The sequence below is a fragment of the Gracilibacillus sp. JCM 18860 genome (genome assembly GCF_055395245.1).
This window is the reverse complement of the sequence record NZ_AP043868.1, coordinates 1,988,164-2,013,949: the sequence shown is the minus strand read 5'-3', so window position 1 is coordinate 2,013,949 and position 25,786 is coordinate 1,988,164. Positions and strand designations below refer to the sequence as shown.

Sequence of the window (25,786 nt, the reverse complement as noted above, 5' to 3'; positions counted from 1 at the left end):
ATGTTTGACAATGTAGCAGATCGAAACAAGCTTGTACTTCAATACCCTGCCTCCTGGTGGAGAAATATGTGGCGTGAAGCATTGCCAGCAGGAAATGGTGAGATCGGTGCAGCTGTATATGGTGGAATAAAAAATGAAACAGTTTTAATCAATCATTCTCAATTATGGCATATGGGCGTGAAAGGGGAATTGCCAGATGTAAGCTATACTTTAAATGAAACAAGGGAACTTATGGATAAAGGGAATTTTCAAGAGGCTAATTGGCATTTAACAAAGGAAGTAAAAAAACGCGGTTACTTTTCCAAATTAGAAAGCCCCTTACCACTTGTTGATCTATGTCTTACAATGCCTTTCGAATCAGGATTTAGCCACTATAATAGAGGAATCAATTTAGAAACAGGCGAGGTTTCTGTGTCTTGGCAGGAGAATGATACGAGCTTCACACGAAACCTTTTCGTATCCCGAGCTGACGAGATCATCGTTTATGAAATCTTTTCGGATAAAAGCAATGCCATTGATACAGATATAAGCTTTCAGCTCCATCCAACGGACTCTCCTCGTATGAAAGAAAGGCATGGGGAGTTAAGGAATACTGTTCAGGTGGAAACGGAGGATAATTTTTTGTTTTACAAGGCAACGAATCAGGATGGTACGGATTTTGGAGCCGTTGCTCGTATTATCACAGAGTCAGGCGAAATTAGCTCTAGTGAGGAAAAAGTAGTTTGTACTGGTACTAATCGTTTATTAATCCTTGTCAAAGTATTCGTCCAAGCGGATAGTCAAATAGAGTGGAAAAAATTAAAACGAGAATTAAGCGAAATAGAGAAAAACTATGAGCAATTACTAAATGAACATCTTATGATCTATCAGCCATTATTTTTTTCGTCTAGTTTGGAGTTATCGAATGATCCTAAGGAGCATTCCAATGAAGTATTACTTCTACAAGCATATAAAGAAAAGGCACCAACAAGACTAATCGAGAAATTATGGACCTTTGGGCGTTACTTATTCCTCTCTGGAACGAAAGTAAATGGTCAACCTTTTTCGATGTATGGTCTATGGCATGGCGATTATCAATTAATGTGGAGTCACCGAATGGCGAATGAAAATATTCAGATGATGTATTGGCATACCGCAGTGGGAGGGTTGAACCAATTACAATTGTCGTTTACTAAATATTATGAACAATTGCTTGATGATTTTCGAGATAATGCGAAAAAGCTCTTTGGCTGCCGTGGGATCTACATACCGGCTGGGACGACCCCAGGAATTGGGAAGCCGAATCAATTAGTACCCGTTATTATGAACTGGACCACTGCTGCTAGTTGGATAGCACAGCATTTTTATTCTTACTATCAATTTAGTGGTGATGAAACCTTTTTAAGGGAAAAGGCACTTCCCTTTATGAAAGAAGCTGTCCAATTTTATCAGGATTTTTTAGTTATAGGAGATGATGGGTATTATCAGTATTTCCCGTCCGTATCTCCAGAAAATACGCCTGGCAATTTTATGCCGGACAGCAAAGAACCCATCGCTCACCCAATGCCAACTGCGATTAATGCAACAATGGACTTTGCCGTGATGAAGGAATTACTCACCAACTTGATCGAAGGAAGTGAGCTTGTTACCACAGAAGATACCTCTACTTGGAAGGCAATGCTTGAAAGAATTCCTCCTTATCAAGTTGATCAACAGGGAGCAATTAAGGAATGGATGCATGATGAGTTTGATGAAAATGATGAACATCGACATTTATCGCATATTTATCCGATTTTTCCTGGCCGGGAATTAGTAAAGGAAGCAGGGATTTTATTTGAAGCCTTTAGAAAAGCGGTTCGAAAAAGAAAGCTAGGTGCACAAACAAGCTGGTCTTTTGCTCATATGGCAAGTATTTATGCAAGGCTTCAGGAGGGGAACGAAGCCCTTCGTTGTTTAGAGCATTTAACCCGTTCTTGTTTATTAAATAATTTGTATACTGTTCATAATGACTGGCGTAACATGGGCTTGACAATGGAAATTGATACTGCCCCTGTGCAAATGGATGCTAACTTAGGAGTGGTAAATGCGATACAGGAAATGCTGCTTTATGTGTCGCCAACAATGATAAAGCTACTACCAGCCCTACCAGATGATTGGAAGGAAGGAAAGGTCAAAAGCTTTCATTTTTGTACAGGAACAATAAGCTTTCAATGGAATCTTTTACGAAATAGTTTCTCAGTAACCGTGAAAGCAGAGCGCGAGACTGAGTTAACAATAGGATTGCCTGTTCACTTTCATGATTATGAGTGGAAAGGAGAGGGAGAAGTTTCACGATCCAAATTAGGGGAGGCGTACGTTCACGTTAAGCTGGCACCGGAAGAAACGGTAGAGATGTTCACTAAATAAAGAAAGGTGATTAGGATGCATTATACAGGAGTATTGGGTGGTTTTTATACTGTAGCTGATTGGGTCTATAAATTCTTTTTTGTAAATATTATCTGGTTCTTCTTTAATTCACCGATTGTTTTCCTATTATTTAACCTTTTGATAGCAGATTCCCTTGCTGTCATCATTGGTTTATGTTGTCTGATTTTTGCCATACTTCCTTTTGTCTTTTATCCATCGATAATGGCATTGTTCTCGGTCGTCAATCAATTCATCCATAAGAACGAGACTAGCATATTTCGAGATTACTGTTCTTTTTTTAAAGAAAATTATAAAAAAAGTATGAAGCTGGGCACTATCTTCACTATTTTTTGGGCTATCTTCTTCATCGACTTTTTCTACATGTTAGATATAAAAAATACCTCACTAATCTATCTATTCTTGATTATCGGATTTTTCGGTTTTATTTATCAATTGCAGGTGTTTTCTGGTGCTATCTATATGAAGGGGAAGCTCCGTTCCATATGGAAACATGTAGCCATATTAATGTTCGGTCACCCATTTCTATCGATGTCTTTAGGTTTGATTAGTTCAATCTATCTTTATGTCATGATCGAATGGTTTGCTTTTCTGTTACCTATCTTTTCAGGGTCTATTCTAGTCTTTTTCTCTCTTCTTGTTTTTTTGAAGATATATAGAACAGAGGAAAGAGCACTGATCACTTAGTGATCAGTGCTTTTGGATAAGTTTTGTTTTTCTTTTAGTAATGCCTGGAATTCTTTTTCCAATGCCTCGGAAGGTTCGATGCTTAGTCTACTAAGTACATCGGTGATTCTTGTTTCTAAAACAAGCTTTTGTTCCGCTAAGGTATCTTTTGTTTTTACCTTTTTTCTATTTCTAAATTGCTCGTAGCTTCCTTCAAAATAGGTTATCTTTTGATTTTCGATGGAAATTACTTTTGTTGCTAACTTTTCGACAAATCTGCGATCATGCGATACAAAAATGATTGTTCCTTCATACTCGTTCAATAACCTTTCTAATGCTTCCATCGCTTCTAAGTCTAAAAAATTAGTTGGTTCATCTAGTATCAACGTATTACAATCACTGACAAACAGCTTTGCGAGAGTAACCTTTACTCGTTCTCCGCCACTTAGCACTTCTACCTTTTTATGGACTTGTTCACGATAAAAATGCAGTCTAGCAAGCACTGTTCGAACTAAAGTATCATCATGAACAGAGCCTTCCTGTACATTTTCTAAGATGGTTTTTTTCGGATCTAAAATGGATAGATCTTGTTTGAAATATGCCATCCTGCATGCTGGTGAAAGGTGAATACCTTCCTCATTTTGGATAATTTTTCGAATTAAGGTGGTTTTTCCTGTTCCGTTTGCTCCAATGATCGCGGCTTTATCGCCACCATGAATGAGTAGATTCGCTTTATCCCAGAGAGTTTTGCTACCGATTGTGCCAGGGAGATTTTCTACTTGAATAAGCTTGCGACCTTTTATTTTATCCTGCTGAGGTAGCTCCATTTTTATCGGTGTTTCTTCATATGGTTTTTCTACCTTATCCAGCTTCTCAAGTCGAGTTTCTATTGCTTTGGCTGTTTGCTGTAGCTTTTTTTGCTTTTTGGCAAAATAAGGCTTTGCCCCGGTGATTTTGGCTTCCGATGCACTTGTGTTCTTTGGTTTTTTAGTGGCTCTTGCAGCTTTTTCTGATTTTAATACTAAAGCATTTTCTAATTGCTGCTTTTTTGTTTGATATTTTTCATATTCTTGTAGTTGCTGTTGTTTTTCGAGCTCCTTTTGTTCCTTGAATCGCTGGTAATTTCCTTTATATTCCTTCAGCCGTCCTTGATCTATTTCCCATATCTTACTACAGGTAACATCTAAGAATTTACGGTCATGGGAAACTACCACATAAGCCCCTTGCCAATGCTTTAACGTATTTTCTACCCACTCAATATGATTGGTATCTAAATGGGTCGTTGGTTCATCGGCTAATAATAGGCTGCTTTGATTTGAGAAAGCCCGTTGAATGTATGCCTGTGTTATTTCTCCACCACTTTTATGTCCATCTGATAATTTAAGCTGGGGCAAGAGCTCCAAGGTGCCATGATAGGTAATGCTTCCCTTCTCTGGTGCAAGCTGTCCAGATAGTGTGTGAAGTAAGGTGGACTTTCCTGTTCCGTTTTTCCCAACAAGTCCGATCCTATCTCCTTCGAAAATCTCCAATAGATCAATCTCTAGTAATGTCCTTGCCTGAACGGAAATCGTAAGGTTTTTCGCTTGTAATAGCATAGGATTATTCACTCCATTTCTTGATGGAGACAAAAAAAGCCTCCTTATTCACATTCAGAATAGGAGGCATAATTCAGGTGTATAAAGACACCAAGACAATTTGTTTAACTAAGTCGATTAGTATGCCATATAAAGCTAATCCTATTCTGAACATTTACCATAAAGACAGACGTATCCCAATGTCGAACTTCAACAAGTCTGTATTATGGAAATATTGCATAAAAATAGGATTAATACTTCATTTTAAATGGCTCACCCTTTCAAATTAATTACTGTAAGTATATGCAAAATGGAGAAGAATGTCAATATCACTTTTGTTAACCTAGGCTAATATATAATGTGCACTATATTTAATTTTAAATTATATAATGTACATTATATAATATTTATGTTATTATAAATTCAACATAATTAATTTTTAGTACAACACAAAGGAAGGGATGGTGTAAATTGAAATCAAATAGACAAACAACGAAAATGGGTACCATTATTTGTGTGCATTGTAATAACGTTGTTGCATCGGTGGAAACGAATGGAGTAACTAAATATTATTCTTATTGTAATGCCGAATGCAGGAAGAGTAGACAAAATAAAATATAGCTTAATTATTCTGTCTGGATTCTTACGGGATCTAGGCTTTTTTATCTCCTTTTTAATCATTTCTCTCTGTTATTTCATCCTATATAAAGCATAAAATTGTTATACTTGTAACAATTGAAATCGTTTTCTAATGATATTATGTGCGAGGAGAGGTTATCGTGATTCATTCATTTATTCTAGACAATAATGTGTTGATAAAATACCCACAAAATCGTACAACACCCATTCAGCATGGAATTTCGATGTTTGAGCGAGATTTTAAAAAGGTATTCCAATCTTCACTAAAAGAAACGGAACAGGAGGATAATGCCACAATTGTTATTCGATATGCCGAGGAAGACGAGCCTGTTTTTCATAGACAGGAGTCCTATTCTATACGATTTATTAAAAGAGAAAAGACTGTCATGCATGTAGTCGGTAGCGATGACTTAGGTATTATTTACGGTTTGCTTCATATTAGTAACGAATACTTTGGTATTGATCCTTTCTGGTTCTGGGCGGACCTTGAGGTGGAAACGAAAGAGCAAGTGCGTATTCCGATAAAAAATTATGCTTCAATTGAGCCTGTTGTCCGATATAGAGGCTGGTTTGTCAATGATGAGGTTTGTCTGATTGGCTGGAAGCCTGAATATCCGCCAACTGAAGAGGTTTGGTATCCTGTATTTGAAGCATTGTTAAGATGTGGGGGGAACATGGTGATCCCTGGAACGGATTTACCGAAGCATGGTATTCACTTTCATTTAGCATCAGAGATGGGGCTATGGATTACGCATCACCATGCGGAGCCACTCGGTGCAGAGATGTTCCTCAGAGCCTATCCAGGAGAAAAAGCAAGCTATAAAGAAAACCGTGAACGATTTGAACAACTTTGGGAGGAAGCCATCATCAAACAAAAGGACAAAAAAGTCTTATGGATGCTTTCTTTCCGAGGTCAAGGAGACCAGCCTTTTTGGGACTTTGATCCGAGCTTTAATACACCTGAAAAGAGAGGGGAAATGATCAGCTATGTTATCAATAGACAGAAAGAATTGATCGAAAAGCACGTGGAGAATCCTGTCTGTGGTGTTGCTTTATATGGCGAGATCTCTGAGCTTTACAAACAAGGAGTAATGAAGCTACCTGATAATGTGATTAAAATGTGGGCAGATAATGGGTATGGGAAGATGGTTTCCAGAAGTCAAGGGAATGAAAACAACCGAGTTCCAGCATTGCCTGATCTCGATGATAAGGGATTACATGGTATATACTATCACATTACTTTTCATGATTTGAAAGCTTCTAATCACTTAACCATGTTTCCATCCTCGTCTACCTTCATTTTAAAAGAGCTACAAAATGCTTTTCATCACCAGGCAGATAAGTATCTTTTGCTCAACAGTGGAAATATTCGTCCACATCTATATCAGCTGGATCTTGTCAGTGAAATCTGGAAAAATGGCACTACAGACATCGATAGCCACTTAGATAGCTTCATAAATCGCCTATTTTCTACTTGTCAAGAGGAAATTGGAAAGATTTATAAGGAGTATGCTACCTGTACGGTTTCATTTGGTGGATATGCAGATGAAAAGGCGGGGGAGGAGTTTTATCATCATCCTGCAAGAATCATCATTGGTCATTGGCTAACCGGAAGCATAGCAAAACGGGCTGAAAAACTAGGCTGGGTTCCGGAAAATAGAACATTCGATGAACAGGTAAGCTTTTTTTATCAGAAATGTACAGAAGGCTTGGAAAATTGGGCTAAATTAAAGAAAAAATGCTGGAAGGTTTTGGCACAATTGTCAGACAAGGAGAAAACTCGTTTTCGTGATCAAGTTTTATTTCATGTAGAATTACATGAATCAGGCTGTCTGGGGTTTGTTCGTTTATGTAAAGCTTTTTTCTCTTTTAAAGAAGGGAATTATCCTGTTGCTTTTGTATGGGCTTCAAAGTCAATGGCGGCATATAGCATGGGTGTGGATACATTAAGAAAATCAGAGCACGGAAAATGGAAGAACTTCTACCGGGCAGATTGGTTGACGAATATTCAATCAACCGTAGACAATTTAGACACATTGCGAAAATATCTTCGCGTGTTTGGAGATAGTCCTGACTTCTTCTTATGGTATAAGGAATACATTATGCCAGAAACAGAAAAATATATTTATCTAGAGAACACCCATAGAGAGCCTCTATCTGATGATGACCTAGCTCAGAAACTAGAAGAGAAGTTTTTAGAAAATGGAACCATATAGCGTGGAATGCAAAACATCACCACTTTAAAAGCCTGTCTTTAAAGTGGTGATGGTGTACCATGAAATCATACCTTTAAAGCTACCTCGTCTGAAAAATGAACGCTAAACTTACAGTGATTGTCTCCTTCTGCTCTACATTGCACTCTTTCAACTTGATCGGTAGCCAACACCTGCTTAAACATATTGGTCTCACATTGACAGGCGATATGATACTCGTTTGCAACGGCAAATATAGGACAGTTGTATTCTGTCATTTCATATTGATTTTCATTAATCTGTCTTAGCTCCGCCATATAGCCTTTTTCATTTTGAATCTTCACCATTTCCTCAACTTTTTCTTTGTTTGTTGCTCTTGTAACACGTTTTTTGTAATCATTAGTAAGTCGTTCTTCCCGCTTTTTAAAGAGCTGATTTATCGACTCATCCCCATGTATTGCTTGAATATCTTTTAGAAATTCGACACTAATAGATTCATAATTGTTAGGGAATAATCGATTTCCTTTTGAGGTTAAACAGTACCTTTGTATTGGTCTACCGATAGATTGTTTATGATGCTCACTTCTAATCAGGCCATCTTTTTCTAATCTATGAATATGTTTGCGAACAGCCATATCTGTCATGTTTAAAAAATCGGTTAATTCTTTTACAGACATGGAGATTTCTTTTTTAAATAATTCTAGTATTTTATCTTTCGTTGTTTTAACGGATGGCATCTTCAGAACCCTCCTATTTATAAATGAATGTCCTTTCTTTATTATACAAATGATAAAAAAAGATTGGAAATATTAAGAAACAAATTAATTGAATCCTAGAAAAATATGGTTTATGATTATATTATACTTTTTATACCCAAAAGTATAATAATTAATCTTGGAGGTAGGAAAAATGGGAAAATTCACGTTACCTGCATTAACTTATGCCTTTGATGCCTTAGAACCACACATTGATCAAAAGACAATGGAAATTCATCATGGAAAACATCATCAAACCTATGTAGACAAATTGAATGCAGCACTGGAAGGTCAAGAGGGATTTGCTAACAGTAGCTTAGAAGAGCTTCTTGCTAATATAGACAACGTACCTGAAAGCATTCGTACCGCTGTGAGAAATAATGGTGGAGGCCATCTTAATCACACATTGTTTTGGGAAGTGATTGCACCAGGATCGAAAGCAGATAAACCAGAAGGAGAGCTTGCTAAAGCGATTGATCAACAGTTCGGAAGCTTTGATCAATTCAAAGAGGAATTTTCCAATGCTGCTGTAACAAGATTTGGTTCTGGTTGGGCATGGTTAGTTGTTAACTCGGATGGGAAGTTAGAAGTGACAAGTACGCCAAATCAAGATAATCCTATTTCAGAAGGGAAAACGGCTATCCTTGGGATTGATGTCTGGGAGCATGCATACTACTTAAAATATCAAAACAAGCGTCCAGATTACATTGCTAACTTCTATCAAGTCATTAATTGGGACGTAGTTGCAGAAAAATATCGACAAGCAATTAAATAATTTTAAATGATCGGATGGAAAGATACTAATGGTTATCTTTCCATCTTTTTATGTGTTAAGATTCTGTTAAAAGTGTAAGGATTCGATAATTAAAAAAGGAGCGATAATGATGGATCAGTCCTTTCAATCTTTAGTTGTGGATAAAGATCAAGATCAATTTTCAGTGAAAATTCAGGAGCTTTCCTTAAAAGACTTACCAGAAGGTGAAGTATTAATTAAAGTACACTATTCAAGTGTAAATTACAAAGACAGTCTTGCAGCCATTCCAAATGGTAACATCATTAGACACTATCCTATGGTTCCTGGTATTGATCTAGCGGGAATTGTGGAATCATCCACAGATCCACGCTATAAAGAAGGTGACAAAGTAATTGCTACTAGCTATGAGATCGGCGTGAATCATTTTGGTGGCTATAGTGAATATGCGAAGATTCCAGCTGATTGGCTAATACCTTTACCTCCACAGCTTTCACTAAAGGAGGCAATGATTATAGGGACTGCAGGTTTTACTGCAGGATTGTCAGTAAAACGTTTAGAGGAAAATGGTTTTCCTTCTAAAAAGGGAAAAGTCCTGGTTACTGGAGCAACAGGTGGTGTAGGTAGCTTCGCTATATCGATTCTGTCTAAACTAGGCTACCACGTGGAAGCAAGTACAGGCAAAAAGGCGGAGCAATCTTATTTAATGGAATTAGGGGCAACATCTGTTATTTCAAGAGAAGCGGTTTATGATGGGCAAATTCACTCTTTACATAAACAAAAGTGGACAGCAGCAGTGGATCCTGTTGGTGGTGAACCACTAGCATCCCTTTTAAGTCAAATCGAGTATGGGGGATCTGTTGCGGTAAGTGGGCTAACTGGTGGAACAAAAATACCTACAACTGTATTCCCGTTTATTTTACGAGGAGTTAATCTTCTTGGTATTGATTCGGTGTATTGTCCTATGGAAGTGAGAAGAAAGGTATGGGAGTGCTTGGCTACTAATTATAAACCAAAAAATTTGGGGGCACTTCTTCAACAAGAAGTAACACTCCAGCAATTGCCAGAAGTTTTACCAACATTATTAAAGGGACAAGCAAGAGGAAGAATAATCGTGAGACTTTAATCGATCGTTTAAGCCGATTTTTCTTTATGGAAAATCGGCTATTTCTATTATTTATATCCAACGATTGAAAAAAGATATTCAACGACCGAGTGGGCAATGGCAATTAGAATAATAAAATGAGCGGATTAAAGCTAGCCCTAGCAATTATGTTGCTAGGGCTAGTAAGCTACAATAGTTTTCTTGTTACATGTCCCCTCATCATTCCTCTTCAAAGAAAAAGATGATTTTCGATAAGCATTTGCTATTTTTCTGTTACAATAATATGGATATGTATGGACATAATTCTATACGTCTTAGAATAGATAGGTTAGAAAGAGAAAGGATGTTTTATAGAAAATGACATCAACAGAAACATGGACTCCAATCACTCCAAAGTTTGACCCTTGGGAAGCTTATATGGATGTGGATGAATATGGGGAAATGACGTTAACCAATATAGAATTTACGACAACACATCTTTGTAATATGAGGTGTGCACACTGTGCCGTAGGATATACATTAAGAGATAAAGATCCGGAAGCTCTACCTTTTGAATTATTAAAACAACGTCTAGATGAAATTCCACATCTTAGAACATTGAGTATCACTGGTGGGGAACCGATGATGTCGAAAAAGTCAATTAGGGAATATGTCGTCCCATTGTTGCGATACGCCCATGAACGAGGTGTCAGGACCCAAATTAATTCTAATTTAACCTTACCCTATTCTCGTTATGAAGCAATTATTCCTTACTTAGATGTTTTACATATTTCACATAATTGGGGCACACCAGAGGAGTTTGCTGAAACAGGATTTGCGAATATGGACAGAAAGCCATCCGAAGAAAATCGCAAAAAATATTTTGAACGAATGGTAGAAAATTCACAGCGTTTAGCTGCTGAAGGTGTTATGGTATCAGCAGAAACGATGCTGAATAAGCGTACTTTTCCTTACTTAGAGTCCATTCATGATCATATTATCAAAATGGGCTGTGCTAGACACGAAGTACATCCTATGTATCCTGTTGATTTTGCTAGTGATCTCCAGACATTATCATTGGAGGAAATGCAGGAAGCGATCGAAAGGCTATTAAATCATCGCGATTCATCGATCTGGATGCTTTTTGGTACCTTACCTTTTTACCCATGTAATAAAAATGAAAAGGAGCTAGCACTATTAAAACGTCTCTATCAGGAGAAAAATGTCACTATTCGAAATGACCCGGATGGTCGTTCCCGTCTCAATGTCAATATTTTTACAGGAGAGGTTATTGTAACAGATTTCGGTGATGAGGAACCATCATTAGGAAATATTCAGCATACAACCTTACAGGAAGCCTATGATCGTTGGATGAATTCGAAGACTGCTCACTCTCTCAATTGTCATTGTCCTAAGGTGCGATGCCTTGGTCCAAATATTTTAGTGAAGAATACGTATTATCAAGGTGTAGATTTTTCGGAGAGAGTTAGTAATATCTCGAGATAAATATGACATTTGTCATATCGAAATACTGACAGCTGCCTCTAATAATTATCCTGAAAAATTCGTAAAATACTAACAAAGAAGCTACGAAAGTAGGGATAAGATGAGTAAACAAAAACAGGCGCAGCTCCGAAAAGATGTAATGCCATACGCTACATCACATACTAAAAAGAGTGTTTTTCAAATATTAAATACCATTTTACCTTTTTTTCTACTATGGTTTTTGGCATATCAAAGTCTATCCATTTCCGTTTTCTTAAGTATTGGAATTTCAGTGATTGCTGCAGGCTTTATGGTCAGGACCTTTATTATTTTTCATGATTGTGCTCATCAATCATTTTTTAAAAATAAAAAATGGAATCGTATATTAGGTACCATTACGGGTGTAATTACTCATTTTGCTTTTGAAAAATGGAAAAGAGAGCATGCCATCCATCATGCGACAAGTGGGAACCTTGACCAACGTGGTATTGGTGACGTATGGATCATGACAGTAAAGGAATATAAGGAGGCATCTAAAGGGCTTCGATTACAATATCGTCTATACCGTAATCCACTCATTATGTTTGGACTTGGCCCATTGTCCTTGTTTCTATATTCCAATCGTTTTAATCGGAAAGATGCAAAGAAGAAGGAGCGCTGGAATACGTATCTAATCAACGTTTTACTTCTATTAATTTATACCGTAATCATATTAACACTTGGTTGGGAAGCTATTTTGTTTGTACAGCTACCAATTGTTTATGTTGCGGGAATGCTAGGAATTTGGTTATTTTACGTACAGCATCAATTTGAAGATTCTTATTTTGAAAATGAATCAGAATGGGATTATGTCAAAGCAGCGGTTGATGGGAGTTCTTATTATAAATTACCTAAATGGTTAGAATGGCTAACAGGAAACATCGGCTACCACCATGTACACCATTTAGCACCAAGAGTTCCAAATTATAATCTAGACAAAGCACATCAACAAACACCGCCACTTCACAATGCAACCACTATTACGATATGGACTAGCCTAGAGTCAATACGTTTTCGTCTATATGATGAAGAGAAAAAAACCTTTGTTAGCTTTAAAGAAGTGAAAAGGGAATGGAATAGGGAAAATTCGATGTCTATTTCTTCAACTGCTAAAGGATCTCAAACGCTTCGATCTTAATTCGAAGCGTTTTTTTCTACTGCTAGGAACAGGATTCCTCAGGAAAAGGTCGAACTTATTAGTAAAGATAATTTTTACTAGGAGGGAATCTTTTGCAAAAGAGAGAGCAGCTAATGAAGGAATTTTCGGAGCTCATTCAGTTTGTTGAATCATTAAGGGAGTTAGACCAATTAACTTGGATTACGCCGCTAGCTGAAGGGAAGTGGACATTAAGAGATGTGGTCGCCCATATCATGCTTTGGGATAAATATTTTCTGGAGGAAGGAATCCAAAAAATAACAAATAACCAACCGGTAACAGTTCAGCATCTAAACTTTGATCAATTTAATCAAAAAGCTGTAGACTATGCCAAAAGAACGAGCCGGCAGGAAATCATCGATAGGACTATTCAATATAGGTCTGAGTTGATCAATCAAATACAATCCTTATCAGAAGAAGCGTTTATAGAAGAACGCGTGGATGGAGATGGGAATAAATTCTCCGCCTATCAATACTTATTAGACTTTATCTGGCATGATCATCATCATATTAATCAATTAAAAACCTTCTTGTCAAAAAGGGAAGCATAACAGAACAATGATAGAAAAAGGTATGGATTCCTTGTGAATGCATGCCTTTAAATAGTTTTAGGTTAAGTAAATCGGTTATACTGGAAAAAGCGATGAGAGGTGACTATTTTGCAAAATTGGTATCATTTATTCCCTAAAAATACTGGTTTGAGTTTATACATATGGATTATTTTTTGTGTATTGCCATTTTACTTTATTTTTCGTTCTACGGCATTGTATGAAATTATTTTTGGTATTGCTGTCACTTTAATTTTCTTTATTACCTACTGGATTTCATATACTTCTAGAGGAAGACTTGTGTACATAGGATTAAGTATTGAATTTGTGATCAATATTGCGATGACCCTATTATTTGGTTATGTTTATTTCGCTTTGTTTTCCGCTTTTTTTATTGGGAATATTAAGAGAAAGGCAGGGTTTGTTACTTTTTACGTGATCCATCTCGTTACAACGGTAGCGGCGATGGCACTTGCCTTCTGGTTAAACTATGATTTAATTATAAGACAAATCCCATTTCTTGTGATGACAATACTAGGAGTTATCCTTATTCCGATTAATCGATATAGTCGCTTAAAGCAAGAGGAGCTAGAAGGGAAGCTAGAGGATGCTAACCGAAAGATTGCTCGGTTAGCGATCGTCGAAGAAAGACATCGAATTGCTCGTGATCTACATGATACATTAGGACAAAAGCTTTCTTTAATCGGACTGAAAAGTGAACTTTCTCGAAAATTAATGAAAAAAGACCTCATGGCAGCAGAAAAAGAGATGCAGGATATTCAACATGTAGCTCGTCAAGCTTTAAAGGAAGTACGAGAAATGGTCTCGGAAATGAGAATGATAAAATTAACGGACGAGCTCGACCATGTTCAGCAATTGTTAACAGTAGCAGGAATCCAAAATCATGCAGAGATGAAGGTGAACATTGACCATATTCCATTACTTATTGAAAATGTGTTAAGTATGTGCCTAAGAGAAGCAGTAACCAATGTTGTCAAACATAGTGAAGCAAGCCATTGTACTATTTCCATTATCGAAAAGCAGGATAGTTTTCAACTAGAGGTTACGGACAATGGTGTTGGGACAAATCAAACGATAGCTTTTGGTAATGGTTTAAAAGGAATGAGAGAAAGATTGGAATTTGTAGAAGGCAAAATAAAGTTATTAAAAAAAGAAACAGACTTTACTATCCAATTAACAGTACCAAAAGTAATTAAGCAGATGGAGGTGGATGAGGTTTGATTCGAATTGTATTGGCTGAGGATCAACAGCTTTTATTAGGAGCGCTTGGTTCCCTGCTTGACTTGGAGGAGGATATGAAGATTGTTGGCAAAGCAAGCAATGGGGATGAAGTTCTGGCATTAGTAAAAAGGGAAGATCCTGATATTTGTATTATGGATATTGAAATGCCAGTTAAAACAGGGCTAGATGCAGCGGAGGAGCTGACTGATCATCCGTGTAAGGTGATTATCTTAACAACCTTTGCAAGACCGGGTTATTTTGAACGGGCAAGAAATGCAGGGGTAATGGGCTATCTATTGAAGGATAGTCCAAGTGAAGATTTAGCACAATCGATTCGCCAAATCATGAGAGGGAAAAAAATTTACGCACCAGAATTGATTGACTTAGCGTTTGCAGATTGTAATCCATTAACGGAGAGAGAATTGGATGTCATGAACCTGATGGCAGAGGGCAAAACTACTAAAAATATTGCAAAGGAACTTTTTTTAACAAATGGAACCGTTCGAAATTATATATCGATTATTTTGGATAAATTAGAAGTAGAAAACCGAATTGAAGCGATTGCAAAAGCAAAGGATAAAGGGTGGCTAAAATAGGGACATGAACTCGAGTTCCTATTTTTTGCTTTTTTCTATGAAAAAGCATACAATAGCTTTCGTGATTATACGTGAAAAAGGAGTGAAAAGATGACTGCATCGACTCAGAAGAGAAGTACTATTGTAGCATTACTATTAGCTGGAGCATTTATTGCGATCTTAAATCAAACGTTAATGATTACCGCTATACCACCAATTAAAGATGAAATGAATATTACAGCCAATTCTGCACAATGGTTGACGACCATTTTCATGCTGGTAAATGGTATTATGATTCCTGTTAGTGCATTTTTAATTGATCGTTTTACAACAAGGCAACTATTTATTACGGCAATGAGTGTTTTCACTCTTGGTACTTTAGTTGCAGCTATTGCGCCAAACTTTGCCATGCTCCTTGCGGGACGTGTGATTCAATCTGCGGGTGGGGGGATTATGCTACCATTAATGCAAACAGTGTTTTTAATGATTTTCCCTGTAAATAAGCGAGGCACTGTAATGGGGCTAGTTGGTTTAGTTATCTCTTTTGCTCCTGCTATTGGACCAACATTATCTGGTTGGATAACAGAGCATTATTCTTGGAGGATGTTGTTTTATATTATTCTTCCTATTGCGATTATCGATATTATCATCGCTTATTTTGTTATGAAGAATGTGACAGAGGTTTCTAAACCAAAAGTAGATATATTATCTATTATTCTATCATCATTCGGTTTTGGAGGATTATTATACGGCTTTACGAGCGCGGGTAACAGTGGCTGGAGTTCACCAGTTACGATCATCGTTATAACCGTTGGCGTATTATCGCTTATCGCCTTTATTCTCCGTCAATTCAAACTAGAAAACCCTATGTTAGAGTTTAGAGTGTTTAAGTATTCCATTTTTCCATTAACCGTTAGTATTGGTATGATTTCGTTTATGGGATTGATTGCAGTAGAAACACTAGTCCCTTTATATATGCAGGATGCTAGGGATTTTTCAGCTGTAGATTCTGGCTTGGTTATACTACCGGGGGCCTTAATTACCGGTTTGATGTCACCGATCACTGGACGTATATTTGATAAAATTGGTGCAAGATGGCTCACAATTACTGGACTTTTCCTAATGACTGGTGCCACCTTCTTCTTTTCGTTCTTGGATGATAAGACATCGATCACTTACTTAACACTTGTTTTTGCGATAAGAATGCTTGGAGTTTCCATGGTCATGATGCCTGTTGCTACTGCAGGGCTAAACCAGTTACCAAAACGCCTAATTGCCCATGGTGCAGCTATGGATAATACTTTGCGAATGGTGTTTGCTTCTGTTGGTACTGCAATTATGGTATCCATCATGACAACTGCCCAACAAAAAGCCCAAACAAGTGGAGAAGCTTTTCCTGGAATCGTAGGAGCTAATACAGCATTTTTAGTATTATCATTTGTTACACTTGCTGGCTTTATTGTATCGCTATTTATTAAAAATAGTAAACCTTCAGATATTGATCAAGAGTCATATGAAAAAGAGGATTAAATAGAACAAAGGGATAAAGGAGTGTTATTACTCCTCTATCCTTTTTTTATTTAATGATATTTCCTATGCTTCGGGATTGCTTTTTCAATAAAATTGTCGGCAAGCTCTTCTAATTCTTCTTGCATTTCTTCTCCATCCATCGGTAATCCGTGCCCTGCTATTACAATGGAAGGCTTTAGCTCGGCAATCTTTTTGACGGAATTGCCTGCTTCCACCCAGTCTTCTGTAAAATAGGCTGGAGGTCCATAAATATGTTGGATCGGAAAGAGAATGGACCAAGAGGATTCGGGTTTTTCGGTGGAAATGGCATCACCCGCAATAAGGACACGATCCTTCTCGCGGAAAAAGCTTATATGTCCCTTTGAATGTCCTGGTGTCTCAATATAATGCCAATCTTCTAAAAATGGAACAGATCCATCACTTGGTAATGGTTGAACGAATTTTTCTAAATGCTCTGGTTGAGTAGGGAAGATGACCGATAAAATAGAGATTATCCCACCACCAACTGTTGGATCTCCTGGTGGATAAGATTCTTTTCCAGTGACATAATCCATTTCCTTTTCATGAACATAAATCGGTACATTCCAATATTCTGCTAGCTTTCTTGCCGATCCGGAATGATCGAAATGACCATGTGTAAGGATGATAGCCTTCGGTGGTTTATTTCCATAACGTTCCTCACAGGCATGAATGATTCTCTGTTGATATCGTTTGAGACTTGTATCGATTAATACCCAATCCTGATCTGGTGCACCAATCATCACCACATTTGTCAAAAGAGTACGATAATAAGCGATATCATCGGTCACTTTCTCTGGTACGGCATGTTCATAGTTTTGTTCCATTTCTTCTAATTGTTTTAAACGTTCATGTTCCATGTCGATTCCCCCAATCTATTGATCATAATGCTAAAAAACTCCTGTGATTAGAAATGATAAAATGTAGATGATAGAACTCTCTCCTTATATCTTGATAATATTGGACGTATTTTATACAAATCAACAGTGTTGGCCGATGAATATGTTTTAGTAAAAAATGTGTAAAATGAGAAAAATCGCTTTACACATATAGACAAATGTAGGAAACATGATAAACTTTTATATAAGATGAAGTGAGGGAGCTCGGTTACAATGAAAATGTGGACGAAAAAAATAATGGTATGGTTAGTGGCGATTCTAACACTTGGTTTATACGTTCCCCCAATATATTTGGATGCAGATATCGATAAAACAGATAAAGGTGAGATTACACCTAATGAAGAGAATGATTCGACTTCCATAGAGCAGGTAGCGGTTCTAGAGCAAGTAGAAGAGACTTTATCGAATGAGGAACTGTATTTAGAGGCTTTGAATCATCAAGCACAGGAGCATTTATTTTTAAAGCTAGGTAACAAGATCTCCCATCAAATTGATGAGGAAATAGAAAGCGCTATTGTACCTCATTTAGAATTGGTTTTGGAACAGCTTTATGACCAGCTCGGTGAAGAAAGAAGCCAATACTTAATCATTTCAGAGGGTCCATCGTCGGGATATGGAGAACGTATATTTAATTTATATGATACGGTCCAAAAACAAAATATAGCAACCTTCCATGTAAACCGTGTGAAACGACCGCAATCTGGTTATTATTTTCAATTCCACTATCATTTACAACAAGATAATTTTGAAGAACACTATCCAATCGGGGATGTTTATTGGGGAAAAAATACACCCCCAAGATGGATGTCCTAGAAGAAGTAATAAGAGATGCCTTCTGTAGTAAAAGGGCATCTTTTTTGCCATAGTGAGATCATTCTTTTATTACAAAGAGAATTATAAGAAAATTTAGAACTTTTTTCTTTATTTTATCGAAAGAAATAGGTACAATAGAATCTATCGTGTTAAATGATTAACAAGGAAGAAGAGATCAAAGAATATTCATCATAAAGGAGTATTGTCAATGCCTATTAAAGTGCCAGATTTATTACCAGCAAAAAGTAAATTGCAGGATGAGAATATTTTTGTCATGGATGAGAGCCGTGCTTTTTCGCAAGATATTCGTCCACTTAAAATTCTTATATTAAATCTGATGCCATTAAAGCAACAAACAGAGACACACTTGTTGCGTTTATTAGGCAATAGCCCGTTACAAATCGAAATCGGGTTGCTTCATACGAATACACATACTTCAAAAAATACATCACCAGAGCATTTAAAGCAATTTTATAAATCGATTGATGATGTGAAAGCAAATAAATATGATGGACTAATTATAACAGGTGCCCCGATAGAAAACTTAGCATATGAAGACGTTAATTACTGGGAAGAGTTGACACAAATCATGGAGTGGAGTAAGAAAAATGTCACGTCAACACTTCATATTTGTTGGGGGGCAATGGCTGGTTTATATTATCACTTCGGTGTAGACAAATATATGATGGATAAAAAATTATCTGGAATCTATACCCATACATTGAATGATCCTAGAGAGAAGCTTTTAAGTGGATTTGACGAAGAGTATTTGGCGCCACATTCTAGGCATGCAGATATACGAAGAGAAGATATTGAAAGTGTTCCAGAACTCAAGATACTAAGCGAATCTGATGAAGCAGGGGTTTACCTGGTTGCTTCCAAGGATGGTAAACAAATTTTCATTACGGGACACCCCGAATATGACTCCTATACCTTAAAGAAGGAATATGATCGTGATGAAGCAGCTGGTTTGAATCCGATGTTGCCAATAAATTATTTTCCAAATGATGATCCAACACAACAGCCAAGGCTGCGCTGGAGAACACACTCCAATATTCTCATCTCTAATTGGCTTAATTATTATGTGTATCAAGAAACACCTTACCAATTGTAAAAACCTTTAAAACCCGGGCTTATCTGTAAAAGATGTCCGGGTTTTTTCTTAAATTAATGCAACTTTTGCTCGTAATGATGATACGTATCCATTGCAAGGGTTACGGCTTGGGCAAATGCTGCTCCCCCGCCTAATGCTGCACTTATCGCTAATGTCTCCATTATTTCTGTTTCGTTTGCTCCATGCTCTACTGCCCCTTTTGTATGATAAATGATACAATATTCATCTTGAGCATAAATGCTTATCGCCAGGGCCATTAATTGTTTGTTTTTTTGATTAATCTCTCCAGCTTTAAATGCCTCTTCTGTAAAATGAAAGAAGCCCTTTGTCATTTCGGGTAATTGTTCTTGCATTCTGGTAGTACCACGCTTGTAGTCCTCTATTGCCTGATCAAAATAATTAATATGATTATCCATTTTATTTTCTACCTACCTTTCCTTATTTAATCTGAGTATTATGCCACATTTTATACAAAAACGTTGAACACAAGCCTATCTAAATTTTTCCAAAGTTTTAAATTTTCATAATAGGGGTAATATTTAATAACTCGAATTCGAGAGGAGTGGTCATCTTGGATGAAAACAAAGAAGTAGAGGTTGAAAAGAAAGAGAAGAAATCTGATTCAAGTAAGGTTGGCGTAGCAGCAATCAAATATATAACTTATTTAATTATTTTCTTCGGTATTCTTTGGTTCCTAATCAATTACGTATTTGGGCAATTATTATAACTTTTCACAAGACAAGTCTCCTATAAAGGAGAGCTTGTCTTCGCTATTTACGCTATAAAATGCTTGTTAGTTTTCTTTTTCTACAACACCCTCTAAGATAGAGATATGGAGAAGGGGGTGATTCATATTGCGTGTAAGACAACAAGAAATATTGAAGGAACTTTTATTTACAGAAAAGGATACGCTTTTGATTCATCATTTCGCAACCGAATTTAATTGTTCAGAGAAAACGATAAGAAATGATTTGCAAGAGATTGAGAATGATTTAAAAAACTTTAAGAGTGCCAATTTAATTAGAAAACCTGGTGTAGGCATCTCTTTACAAATATCAAAAGAGGACAAAAAGCGGTTAATCGCTTTACTGTACTCCAATCAATCCAACTACCTTGAAAAGCTAGAACTAACAGGAGCAGAAATACAAGAAGTTACTTACCGACTTTTAATGGAAAGAAATCTTACGGTAAGATCATTATCTCAACACTATTTTGTTTCTACTCCTAATATGCGAAGAGAATTAGAGAAAATCAGAAATTGGTTAACTACAAAAAATATTAAATTGAAAACTAAGCAACGTGTCGGATTAATGATAGAAGGTATGGAACAGGATATTCGTATGGCTCTAATCAGTTTGGATGAAATATTTCCTAAGAGTGATAGGAAACCATTCTTATTTCAGACAATGCATTCATATGAAATATCGAGGATTGAATCCAGTGTTTATAAACTGCTGAATGAGCAGAGAATTCCTATAACAGATGAGAGTATTATACACCTAATATTTTATGTGATGGTGATGATTAAGCGAATTAAGACTGGTCATACCCTAGAAATAAAAGAGCAGCAACGAGCGTTAATCCAAGGGAAAAGAGAGTTTAGCTGGATGAAGGAAATTGGTCAGCAATTAGAGCATGAGTTTCAATTAACCTTCTCTCAAGATGAAATCATCTATCTGACAATGCAACTACTTGGCGCAAAGCTTAGTGACAAGCATGGAGCATTTTATTCTTATGATATAGAAACAGAGAAACAAGCGGAAAGAATTACAGATATTCTCAGCAAGCGGCTAAGTATTTTAGCATTAATGCCATTTAATCAGGATGCCCGCCTAAAAGAAGGATTGCATACACATTTCTATTCCGTGCTACATCGTTTAAAATATGATCTGCCACTAAAAAATCCGCTAGTCTCTGATATTAAACAGATGTATCCTTTTATGTTTGATGCAATTATAACTACCTTAGCAGAGATGAAAGAAGAATTACCATCTGCATTACCGGAGGATGAGGTTGCTTTTTTAACCTTGCATTATCAAGCGGCAGTGGAACGGATTCGTTCAAAAAATAAAAAAATGAAACGTGTTGCCATTGTTTGTCATATGGGTGTTGGTGTATCAGAGATTTTACGTTCCAAATTACAGGGGCTTTTTCAAGATATAGAAATAATCGCAACATTGTCACAGAATGATTTAAAAAAATATTTGAAGCATAAGCAAGTAGATTTCATTATAACAACGATGTGGACAAAGGATATTACGATCCCACAAATTATCGTATCTCCACTGTTAACAGACGAGGATAAACAGAAATTGAGAGTAGCATTTTCTAAAAAAGATTCAGTGAACCATGAAACAGTTCCGATATTAAAACAATTGATGGATGAAAAGTATATCTTTATTCATGGCCAGTTTGAGCATCGTTTTACTTTGATTGAGAAAATTGCGGACAGATTGCATCATGATGGAATCGTTGAAAGAGATTATGGACATCAAGCATTGTTAAGAGAAAGAGCTGCAGCGACAGCAATCGGTGGGGGTATTGCCATTCCACATGGTAGTCCAGGCCTTGTAAAGGAATCTAAAATTGTTGTTGCAACATTGGACAAACCTATGATGTGGGGAACGGAAATGGTGACTTTGGTATTCTTCTTAGTCCTTAAACACGAGAATTCGGATAAAAGGAGGAGACTATTCCATCAATTATCCAGACTTGCTGGAAATCCAGAAATGGTAGCAAAGATTACCGCACAGACAGATCGAGAGCAATTAATCGAATTATTAATCTAATCCTATGACAATACTGTGATAGGATTTTTATCTTTTTACCACAATTTCCGGTAATAAATAAATATTTTGAAATGGTTATATAGGGGTATACTAAAGAAAATAAAAGGAATAGAGAGGTGTGAACAGATGAAGCTATTAGCCATAACATCTTGTCCTAATGGTATCGCACATACGTATATGGCTGCAGAAAACCTAGAAAAAGCAGCAAAGGAAATGGATATAGATTTAAAAGTCGAAACACAGGGGTCTATCGGCGCTGAAAATCAACTGACTGCAGCAGAAATTGAAGAAGCAGAAGCTATCATTATTGCGGCAGATAAAGCAGTAGATAAGAGTCGCTTTATCGGCAAAAAGTTGATTTCAGTAGGAGTACAAGAAGGAATTAGAAACCCAAAAGATCTCATCAATAGAGCGATCAGTAACAAAGCTCCCGTTTACCAAGGAGAAAAGGGAAATAAGGACAAAATGCCGACTTCCTCTGAGACTACAAAGCAAAATCCAATCTATCGTCACTTAATGAATGGTGTTTCCTTCATGGTACCATTTATTGTTGTTGGGGGATTATTAATTGCCATTTCTTTAACACTTGGTGGTGTTCCAGGTGAGGGCGGAATTGTTATTCCAGAAGATTCCTTTTGGAAGACGATTGAACAGATTGGAAGTGCTTCCTTCAATTTTATGGTTCCGATCTTAGCAGGGTATATTGCTTATAGTATTGCGGACAGGCCTGGTTTAGTACCAGGTATGATTGGTGGATACATTGCAGCAAATGGTAGCTTTTATGGAAGTGAAGCAAGTGCAGGTTTTCTAGGTGGGATTATTGCCGGCTTTCTTGCGGGATATGTCGCACTTTGGATTAAGAAAATCAAAATTCCTAAGATGATGCAGCCGATTATGCCGATCATTATTATTCCGGTATTATCCTCTTTAATTGTCGGACTCTTATTTGTATTATTAATTGGAGCACCAGTAGCACAAGTGTTTGAAGCTCTCACATCATGGTTAAAAGGAATGCAAGGAACCAGCTCGATTCTACTTGCCCTTATATTAGGTGCGATGATTTCTTTTGATATGGGTGGTCCTGTCAACAAAGTAGCCTTCTTGTTCGGTTCAGCGATGATTGGTGAAGGAAACTACGAAATCATGGGTCCGATTGCGGTTGCGATTGCAGTGCCTCCTATCGGCCTAGGACTAGCAACCTTAATATTCAAAAATAAATTTGAAAAGGCACAACAAGAGACAGGTAAGGCGTCCTTAACTATGGGACTATTCGGTATTACAGAAGGTGCCATTCCCTTTGCGGCCCAAGATCCTTTACGAGTTATCCCAAGTATTATGGTCGGATCGATGACAGGATCAGTTATTGCCATGCTAAGTGGTGTAGGTGATCGAGTGGCACATGGTGGCCCTATTGTTGGTGTATTAGGTGCTGTAGATAATGTACTGATGTTTTTTGTGGCGATCATTATTGGCTCTATTGTTACAGCATTAATGATTAAGCTATTAAAAAAGGATGTTGTTAGCCCAGAAAACAACCAAGCATCATCACAGCAAGAACCAGAAGTGACGACTGAAAAGCTTGAAGGTATAAATAAATTAACAGATATAACAAATCTAGATTTGATGGATGTTAACCTTCAAGGAGACACTCGAGATACAGTAATAGATGAATTAATTGAAAAGCTTTACGAAGAGGATATACTAACTTCAAAGACAGAATTTAAGCAAGCAATTCTAGAGCGTGAGGCAGAAAGCTCAACAGGGATAGGTATGAATGTGGCAATCCCTCATGGAAAATCTGATGCTGTGAAAACTCCAAGGGTAGTCTTTGGGATAAAAAAGGATGGCATTGATTGGCACAGCTTGGACGACTCATTAGCTAAATTAATTTTTATGATTGCTGTTCCAAAACAAGCGGAAGGGGATGCACACTTAAAAATATTACAAATGCTTTCCCGAAAATTAATGGACGAAGAATTTAGAGAGCAATTATTAAGGGCGAAATCAGATGAAGAAGCATTTCAATTATTAGAACAAATTCAATAAAAACTTTTACAGTCACCAGGGTAACGCCCCCTGGTGATTTTTGTGCATTCCGAAGAAGTTTTACTATTGTGAACCTCTTCCTTTAGAAAAAGCATGTAAGGAAACCTTACATGGAAATGGTGTGCTTTCTAAAATCAGATTACACTATGTTTAACAGTTGATGTTAATACTTTTTACAAGGAGAGAGAAATCAGATGGAAACTGTATTGATGGATAATGTATGGGTTATTATTGGGACTTTTTTAGTTTTATTAATGCTTGGTGGTTTTATTTTATTAGAAGCTGGTTCCACTAGAATGAAGAATGCCGGTCATATTGCCGGTAAAACAATCTTTACAGCAGGAATAGGTTCACTCGTCTTCTGGGCAGTAGGATATGGCTTTATCTATGGAGACGGCAACTGGTTTATTGGACTTTCTAATTTTTTCTATGGGGATACAAGCTTTAGTGAAGAAGGACTTTCACCAGCGGTAGACTTTATGTTTCAGATGATGTTTGCCCTTATCGCTTTAACGATTGCATTTGGAGGCTTTGCTGAGAGAGCGAAATTATCGGCTTATGTCGTATTTGCAGTTTTATTCTCTGCTATCGTCTATCCGGTTGTAGCCCATTGGATATGGGGTGGAGGATGGCTAGCAGATCATGGAAAACAGGACTTTGCAGGATCTACTGTTGTCCACTTAACTGGTGCAATGGCGGCCCTTGCTGCAACGATTATTTTGAAGCCACGTATAGGTAAATATAATAAAAATGGTTCCACAAATAATTTAGCTGGACATAACCAAGTGTACACTGCTTTAGCTGTTTTGCTTTTGTGGGTAGGATGGTTTGGCTTTAATGGGGCAAGTACATTCGGAGTTTCTGAGGCTTTCTTTGGTTACGTTATTTTAAATACACAACTAGCAGCAGCAGCTGGTGCACTTGCCGCCATGTTTACAGTTTGGGCAATTACTGGTAAAGCAGACGTACCGACAACACTGAATGGTGCATTAGCAGGATTGGTTGCCATTACCGCTTCATGTGGCTTTGTAGAACCTTGGGCAGCAGTGGTGATAGGTGCAATTGGGGGCATAATCGTATATGGAAGCATGAGATTCTTCGATCGAGCAAGAATCGATGATCCGATTTTTGCCTTATCTGTTCATGGAACTGTAGGAGTATGGGGAACGATCTCTACTGGTTTCTTCGCAACAGAATCCTTATCAATTGGTGCTGACTGGGGCTTGCCTGGGTTGTTTTATGGAGGAGGCTTAGAACAACTAATGGTACAAATTTTAGGTGTTGTAGCAAGTGGTGCCTATGCATTCATTGCTTCCTTCATTATTCTTAAGGTAATGGATAAAGTCATGGGCGGTTTACGTGTAACAGAAGAAGAAGAAATAATTGGTCTTGACTTGAGTGAGCATGGTAGCTATGGCTATCCAGAGAATATCTCTCCATTAAATGAACAACAGGCTAAATAATTCGG

At 37.2% G+C, this 25,786-nt stretch carries 22 protein-coding genes; 18 read left to right on the top strand and 4 right to left on the bottom strand.

The window, feature by feature from the left end; genetic code table 11:
* Both ACZ5R4_RS10265 and ACZ5R4_RS10260 read left to right on the top strand, forming a co-directional pair.
* Window positions 1–2,385 (top strand): glycosyl hydrolase family 95 catalytic domain-containing protein, encoded by a 2,385-nt coding sequence (locus ACZ5R4_RS10265; RefSeq protein WP_464368437.1) that lies wholly within the window; start codon window positions 1–3, stop codon window positions 2,383–2,385.
* Between the two features lie 15 nt (window positions 2,386–2,400).
* Complete coding sequence (locus ACZ5R4_RS10260) at window positions 2,401–3,090, top strand: DUF624 domain-containing protein (protein WP_109984755.1); 690 nt, start codon at window positions 2,401–2,403, stop codon at window positions 3,088–3,090.
* Here the strand turns inward: ACZ5R4_RS10260 and ACZ5R4_RS10255 are convergent.
* Window positions 3,087–4,664 (bottom strand): Vga family ABC-F type ribosomal protection protein, encoded by a 1,578-nt coding sequence (locus ACZ5R4_RS10255; RefSeq protein ID WP_109984851.1) that lies wholly within the window; start codon window positions 4,662–4,664, stop codon window positions 3,087–3,089. The two genes, ACZ5R4_RS10260 and ACZ5R4_RS10255, sit on opposite strands and share 4 nt — an antisense overlap.
* 477 nt (window positions 4,665–5,141) lie before the next feature.
* On the opposite strand from ACZ5R4_RS10255, the gene ACZ5R4_RS10250 reads away from it, so the two are divergent.
* Together ACZ5R4_RS10250 and ACZ5R4_RS10245 are read left to right on the top strand one after the other, a co-directional pair.
* A complete protein-coding gene (locus tag ACZ5R4_RS10250) occupies window positions 5,142–5,264 on the top strand; it encodes a GapA-binding peptide SR1P (RefSeq protein WP_425454586.1) in 123 nt (40 codons plus the stop codon).
* A gap of 158 nt (window positions 5,265–5,422) precedes the next feature.
* Window positions 5,423–7,498 carry a glycosyl hydrolase 115 family protein gene (locus tag ACZ5R4_RS10245; protein WP_464368436.1) on the top strand — a complete coding sequence of 692 codons (2,076 nt, stop codon included), beginning with the start codon at window positions 5,423–5,425 and terminating at the stop codon, window positions 7,496–7,498.
* Between the two features lie 65 nt (window positions 7,499–7,563).
* Here ACZ5R4_RS10245 and ACZ5R4_RS10240 read toward each other — a convergent pair whose 3' ends face one another.
* Window positions 7,564–8,211 carry a helix-turn-helix transcriptional regulator gene (locus tag ACZ5R4_RS10240; RefSeq protein ID WP_109984757.1) on the bottom strand — a complete coding sequence of 216 codons (648 nt, stop codon included), beginning with the start codon at window positions 8,209–8,211 and terminating at the stop codon, window positions 7,564–7,566.
* A 172-nt stretch (window positions 8,212–8,383) separates the two neighbouring features.
* On the opposite strand from ACZ5R4_RS10240, the gene ACZ5R4_RS10235 reads away from it, so the two are divergent.
* From ACZ5R4_RS10235 to ACZ5R4_RS10200, 8 genes are all read left to right on the top strand, one after another.
* Window positions 8,384–9,004, top strand: a complete 621-nt coding sequence (locus tag ACZ5R4_RS10235; protein WP_054789132.1) for a superoxide dismutase — start codon at window positions 8,384–8,386, stop codon at window positions 9,002–9,004.
* Window positions 9,005–9,113: 109 nt separating this feature from the next.
* Complete coding sequence (locus tag ACZ5R4_RS10230) at window positions 9,114–10,106, top strand: acrylyl-CoA reductase family protein (protein ID WP_109984758.1); 993 nt, start codon at window positions 9,114–9,116, stop codon at window positions 10,104–10,106.
* Window positions 10,107–10,442: 336 nt separating this feature from the next.
* A complete protein-coding gene (gene yfkAB / locus ACZ5R4_RS10225; protein WP_109984759.1) occupies window positions 10,443–11,570 on the top strand; it encodes a radical SAM/CxCxxxxC motif protein YfkAB in 1,128 nt (375 codons plus the stop codon).
* Between the two features lie 100 nt (window positions 11,571–11,670).
* Window positions 11,671–12,726, top strand: a complete 1,056-nt coding sequence (desA, locus tag ACZ5R4_RS10220) for a Delta(5) desaturase DesA (protein WP_054860686.1) — start codon at window positions 11,671–11,673, stop codon at window positions 12,724–12,726.
* Between the two features lie 92 nt (window positions 12,727–12,818).
* Entirely contained in the window at window positions 12,819–13,295 is a 477-nt protein-coding gene (locus ACZ5R4_RS10215; RefSeq protein WP_109984760.1) for a DinB family protein, read from the top strand.
* Between the two features lie 99 nt (window positions 13,296–13,394).
* Entirely contained in the window at window positions 13,395–14,534 is a 1,140-nt protein-coding gene (locus ACZ5R4_RS10210; RefSeq protein ID WP_342767746.1) for a sensor histidine kinase, read from the top strand.
* Window positions 14,531–15,130, top strand: coding sequence for a response regulator transcription factor (locus ACZ5R4_RS10205; protein ID WP_109984762.1), 600 nt, complete (start codon window positions 14,531–14,533; stop codon window positions 15,128–15,130). Before ACZ5R4_RS10210 ends, ACZ5R4_RS10205 begins: the two co-directional genes overlap by 4 nt.
* 90 nt (window positions 15,131–15,220) lie before the next feature.
* Entirely contained in the window at window positions 15,221–16,639 is a 1,419-nt protein-coding gene (locus tag ACZ5R4_RS10200; RefSeq protein WP_109984763.1) for a DHA2 family efflux MFS transporter permease subunit, read from the top strand.
* A 50-nt stretch (window positions 16,640–16,689) separates the two neighbouring features.
* Here the strand turns inward: ACZ5R4_RS10200 and ACZ5R4_RS10195 are convergent, their stop codons facing one another.
* Window positions 16,690–17,517, bottom strand: coding sequence for an MBL fold metallo-hydrolase (locus ACZ5R4_RS10195; RefSeq protein ID WP_054789128.1), 828 nt, complete (start codon window positions 17,515–17,517; stop codon window positions 16,690–16,692).
* Between the two features lie 252 nt (window positions 17,518–17,769).
* On the opposite strand from ACZ5R4_RS10195, the gene ACZ5R4_RS10190 reads away from it, so the two are divergent.
* On the top strand, window positions 17,770–18,369 hold the full coding sequence (locus tag ACZ5R4_RS10190; protein ID WP_109984764.1) for a YpjP family protein: 600 nt from the start codon (window positions 17,770–17,772) through the stop codon (window positions 18,367–18,369).
* Window positions 18,370–18,577: 208 nt separating this feature from the next.
* Entirely contained in the window at window positions 18,578–19,483 is a 906-nt protein-coding gene (gene metA, locus ACZ5R4_RS10185; protein WP_109984765.1) for a homoserine O-acetyltransferase MetA, read from the top strand.
* Window positions 19,484–19,536: 53 nt separating this feature from the next.
* On the opposite strand, the gene ACZ5R4_RS10180 is transcribed toward metA, so the two are convergent.
* Entirely contained in the window at window positions 19,537–19,899 is a 363-nt protein-coding gene (locus tag ACZ5R4_RS10180) for a carboxymuconolactone decarboxylase family protein (RefSeq protein WP_109984766.1), read from the bottom strand.
* A 155-nt stretch (window positions 19,900–20,054) separates the two neighbouring features.
* On the opposite strand from ACZ5R4_RS10180, the gene ACZ5R4_RS10175 reads away from it, so the two are divergent.
* From ACZ5R4_RS10175 to ACZ5R4_RS10160, 4 genes are all read left to right on the top strand, one after another.
* Complete coding sequence (locus ACZ5R4_RS10175; protein WP_181397558.1) at window positions 20,055–20,210, top strand: hypothetical protein; 156 nt, start codon at window positions 20,055–20,057, stop codon at window positions 20,208–20,210.
* A 127-nt stretch (window positions 20,211–20,337) separates the two neighbouring features.
* The gene (locus ACZ5R4_RS10170; RefSeq protein WP_109984767.1) at window positions 20,338–22,272 is read left to right on the top strand and encodes a BglG family transcription antiterminator; all 1,935 of its coding nucleotides are present in this window, start codon (window positions 20,338–20,340) and stop codon (window positions 22,270–22,272) included.
* A 126-nt stretch (window positions 22,273–22,398) separates the two neighbouring features.
* Complete coding sequence (locus ACZ5R4_RS10165; RefSeq protein ID WP_109984768.1) at window positions 22,399–24,318, top strand: PTS fructose transporter subunit IIABC; 1,920 nt, start codon at window positions 22,399–22,401, stop codon at window positions 24,316–24,318.
* Window positions 24,319–24,512: 194 nt separating this feature from the next.
* Window positions 24,513–25,781 (top strand): ammonium transporter, encoded by a 1,269-nt coding sequence (locus ACZ5R4_RS10160; RefSeq protein WP_109984769.1) that lies wholly within the window; start codon window positions 24,513–24,515, stop codon window positions 25,779–25,781.
* Window positions 25,782–25,786: the final 5 nt, after the last annotated feature.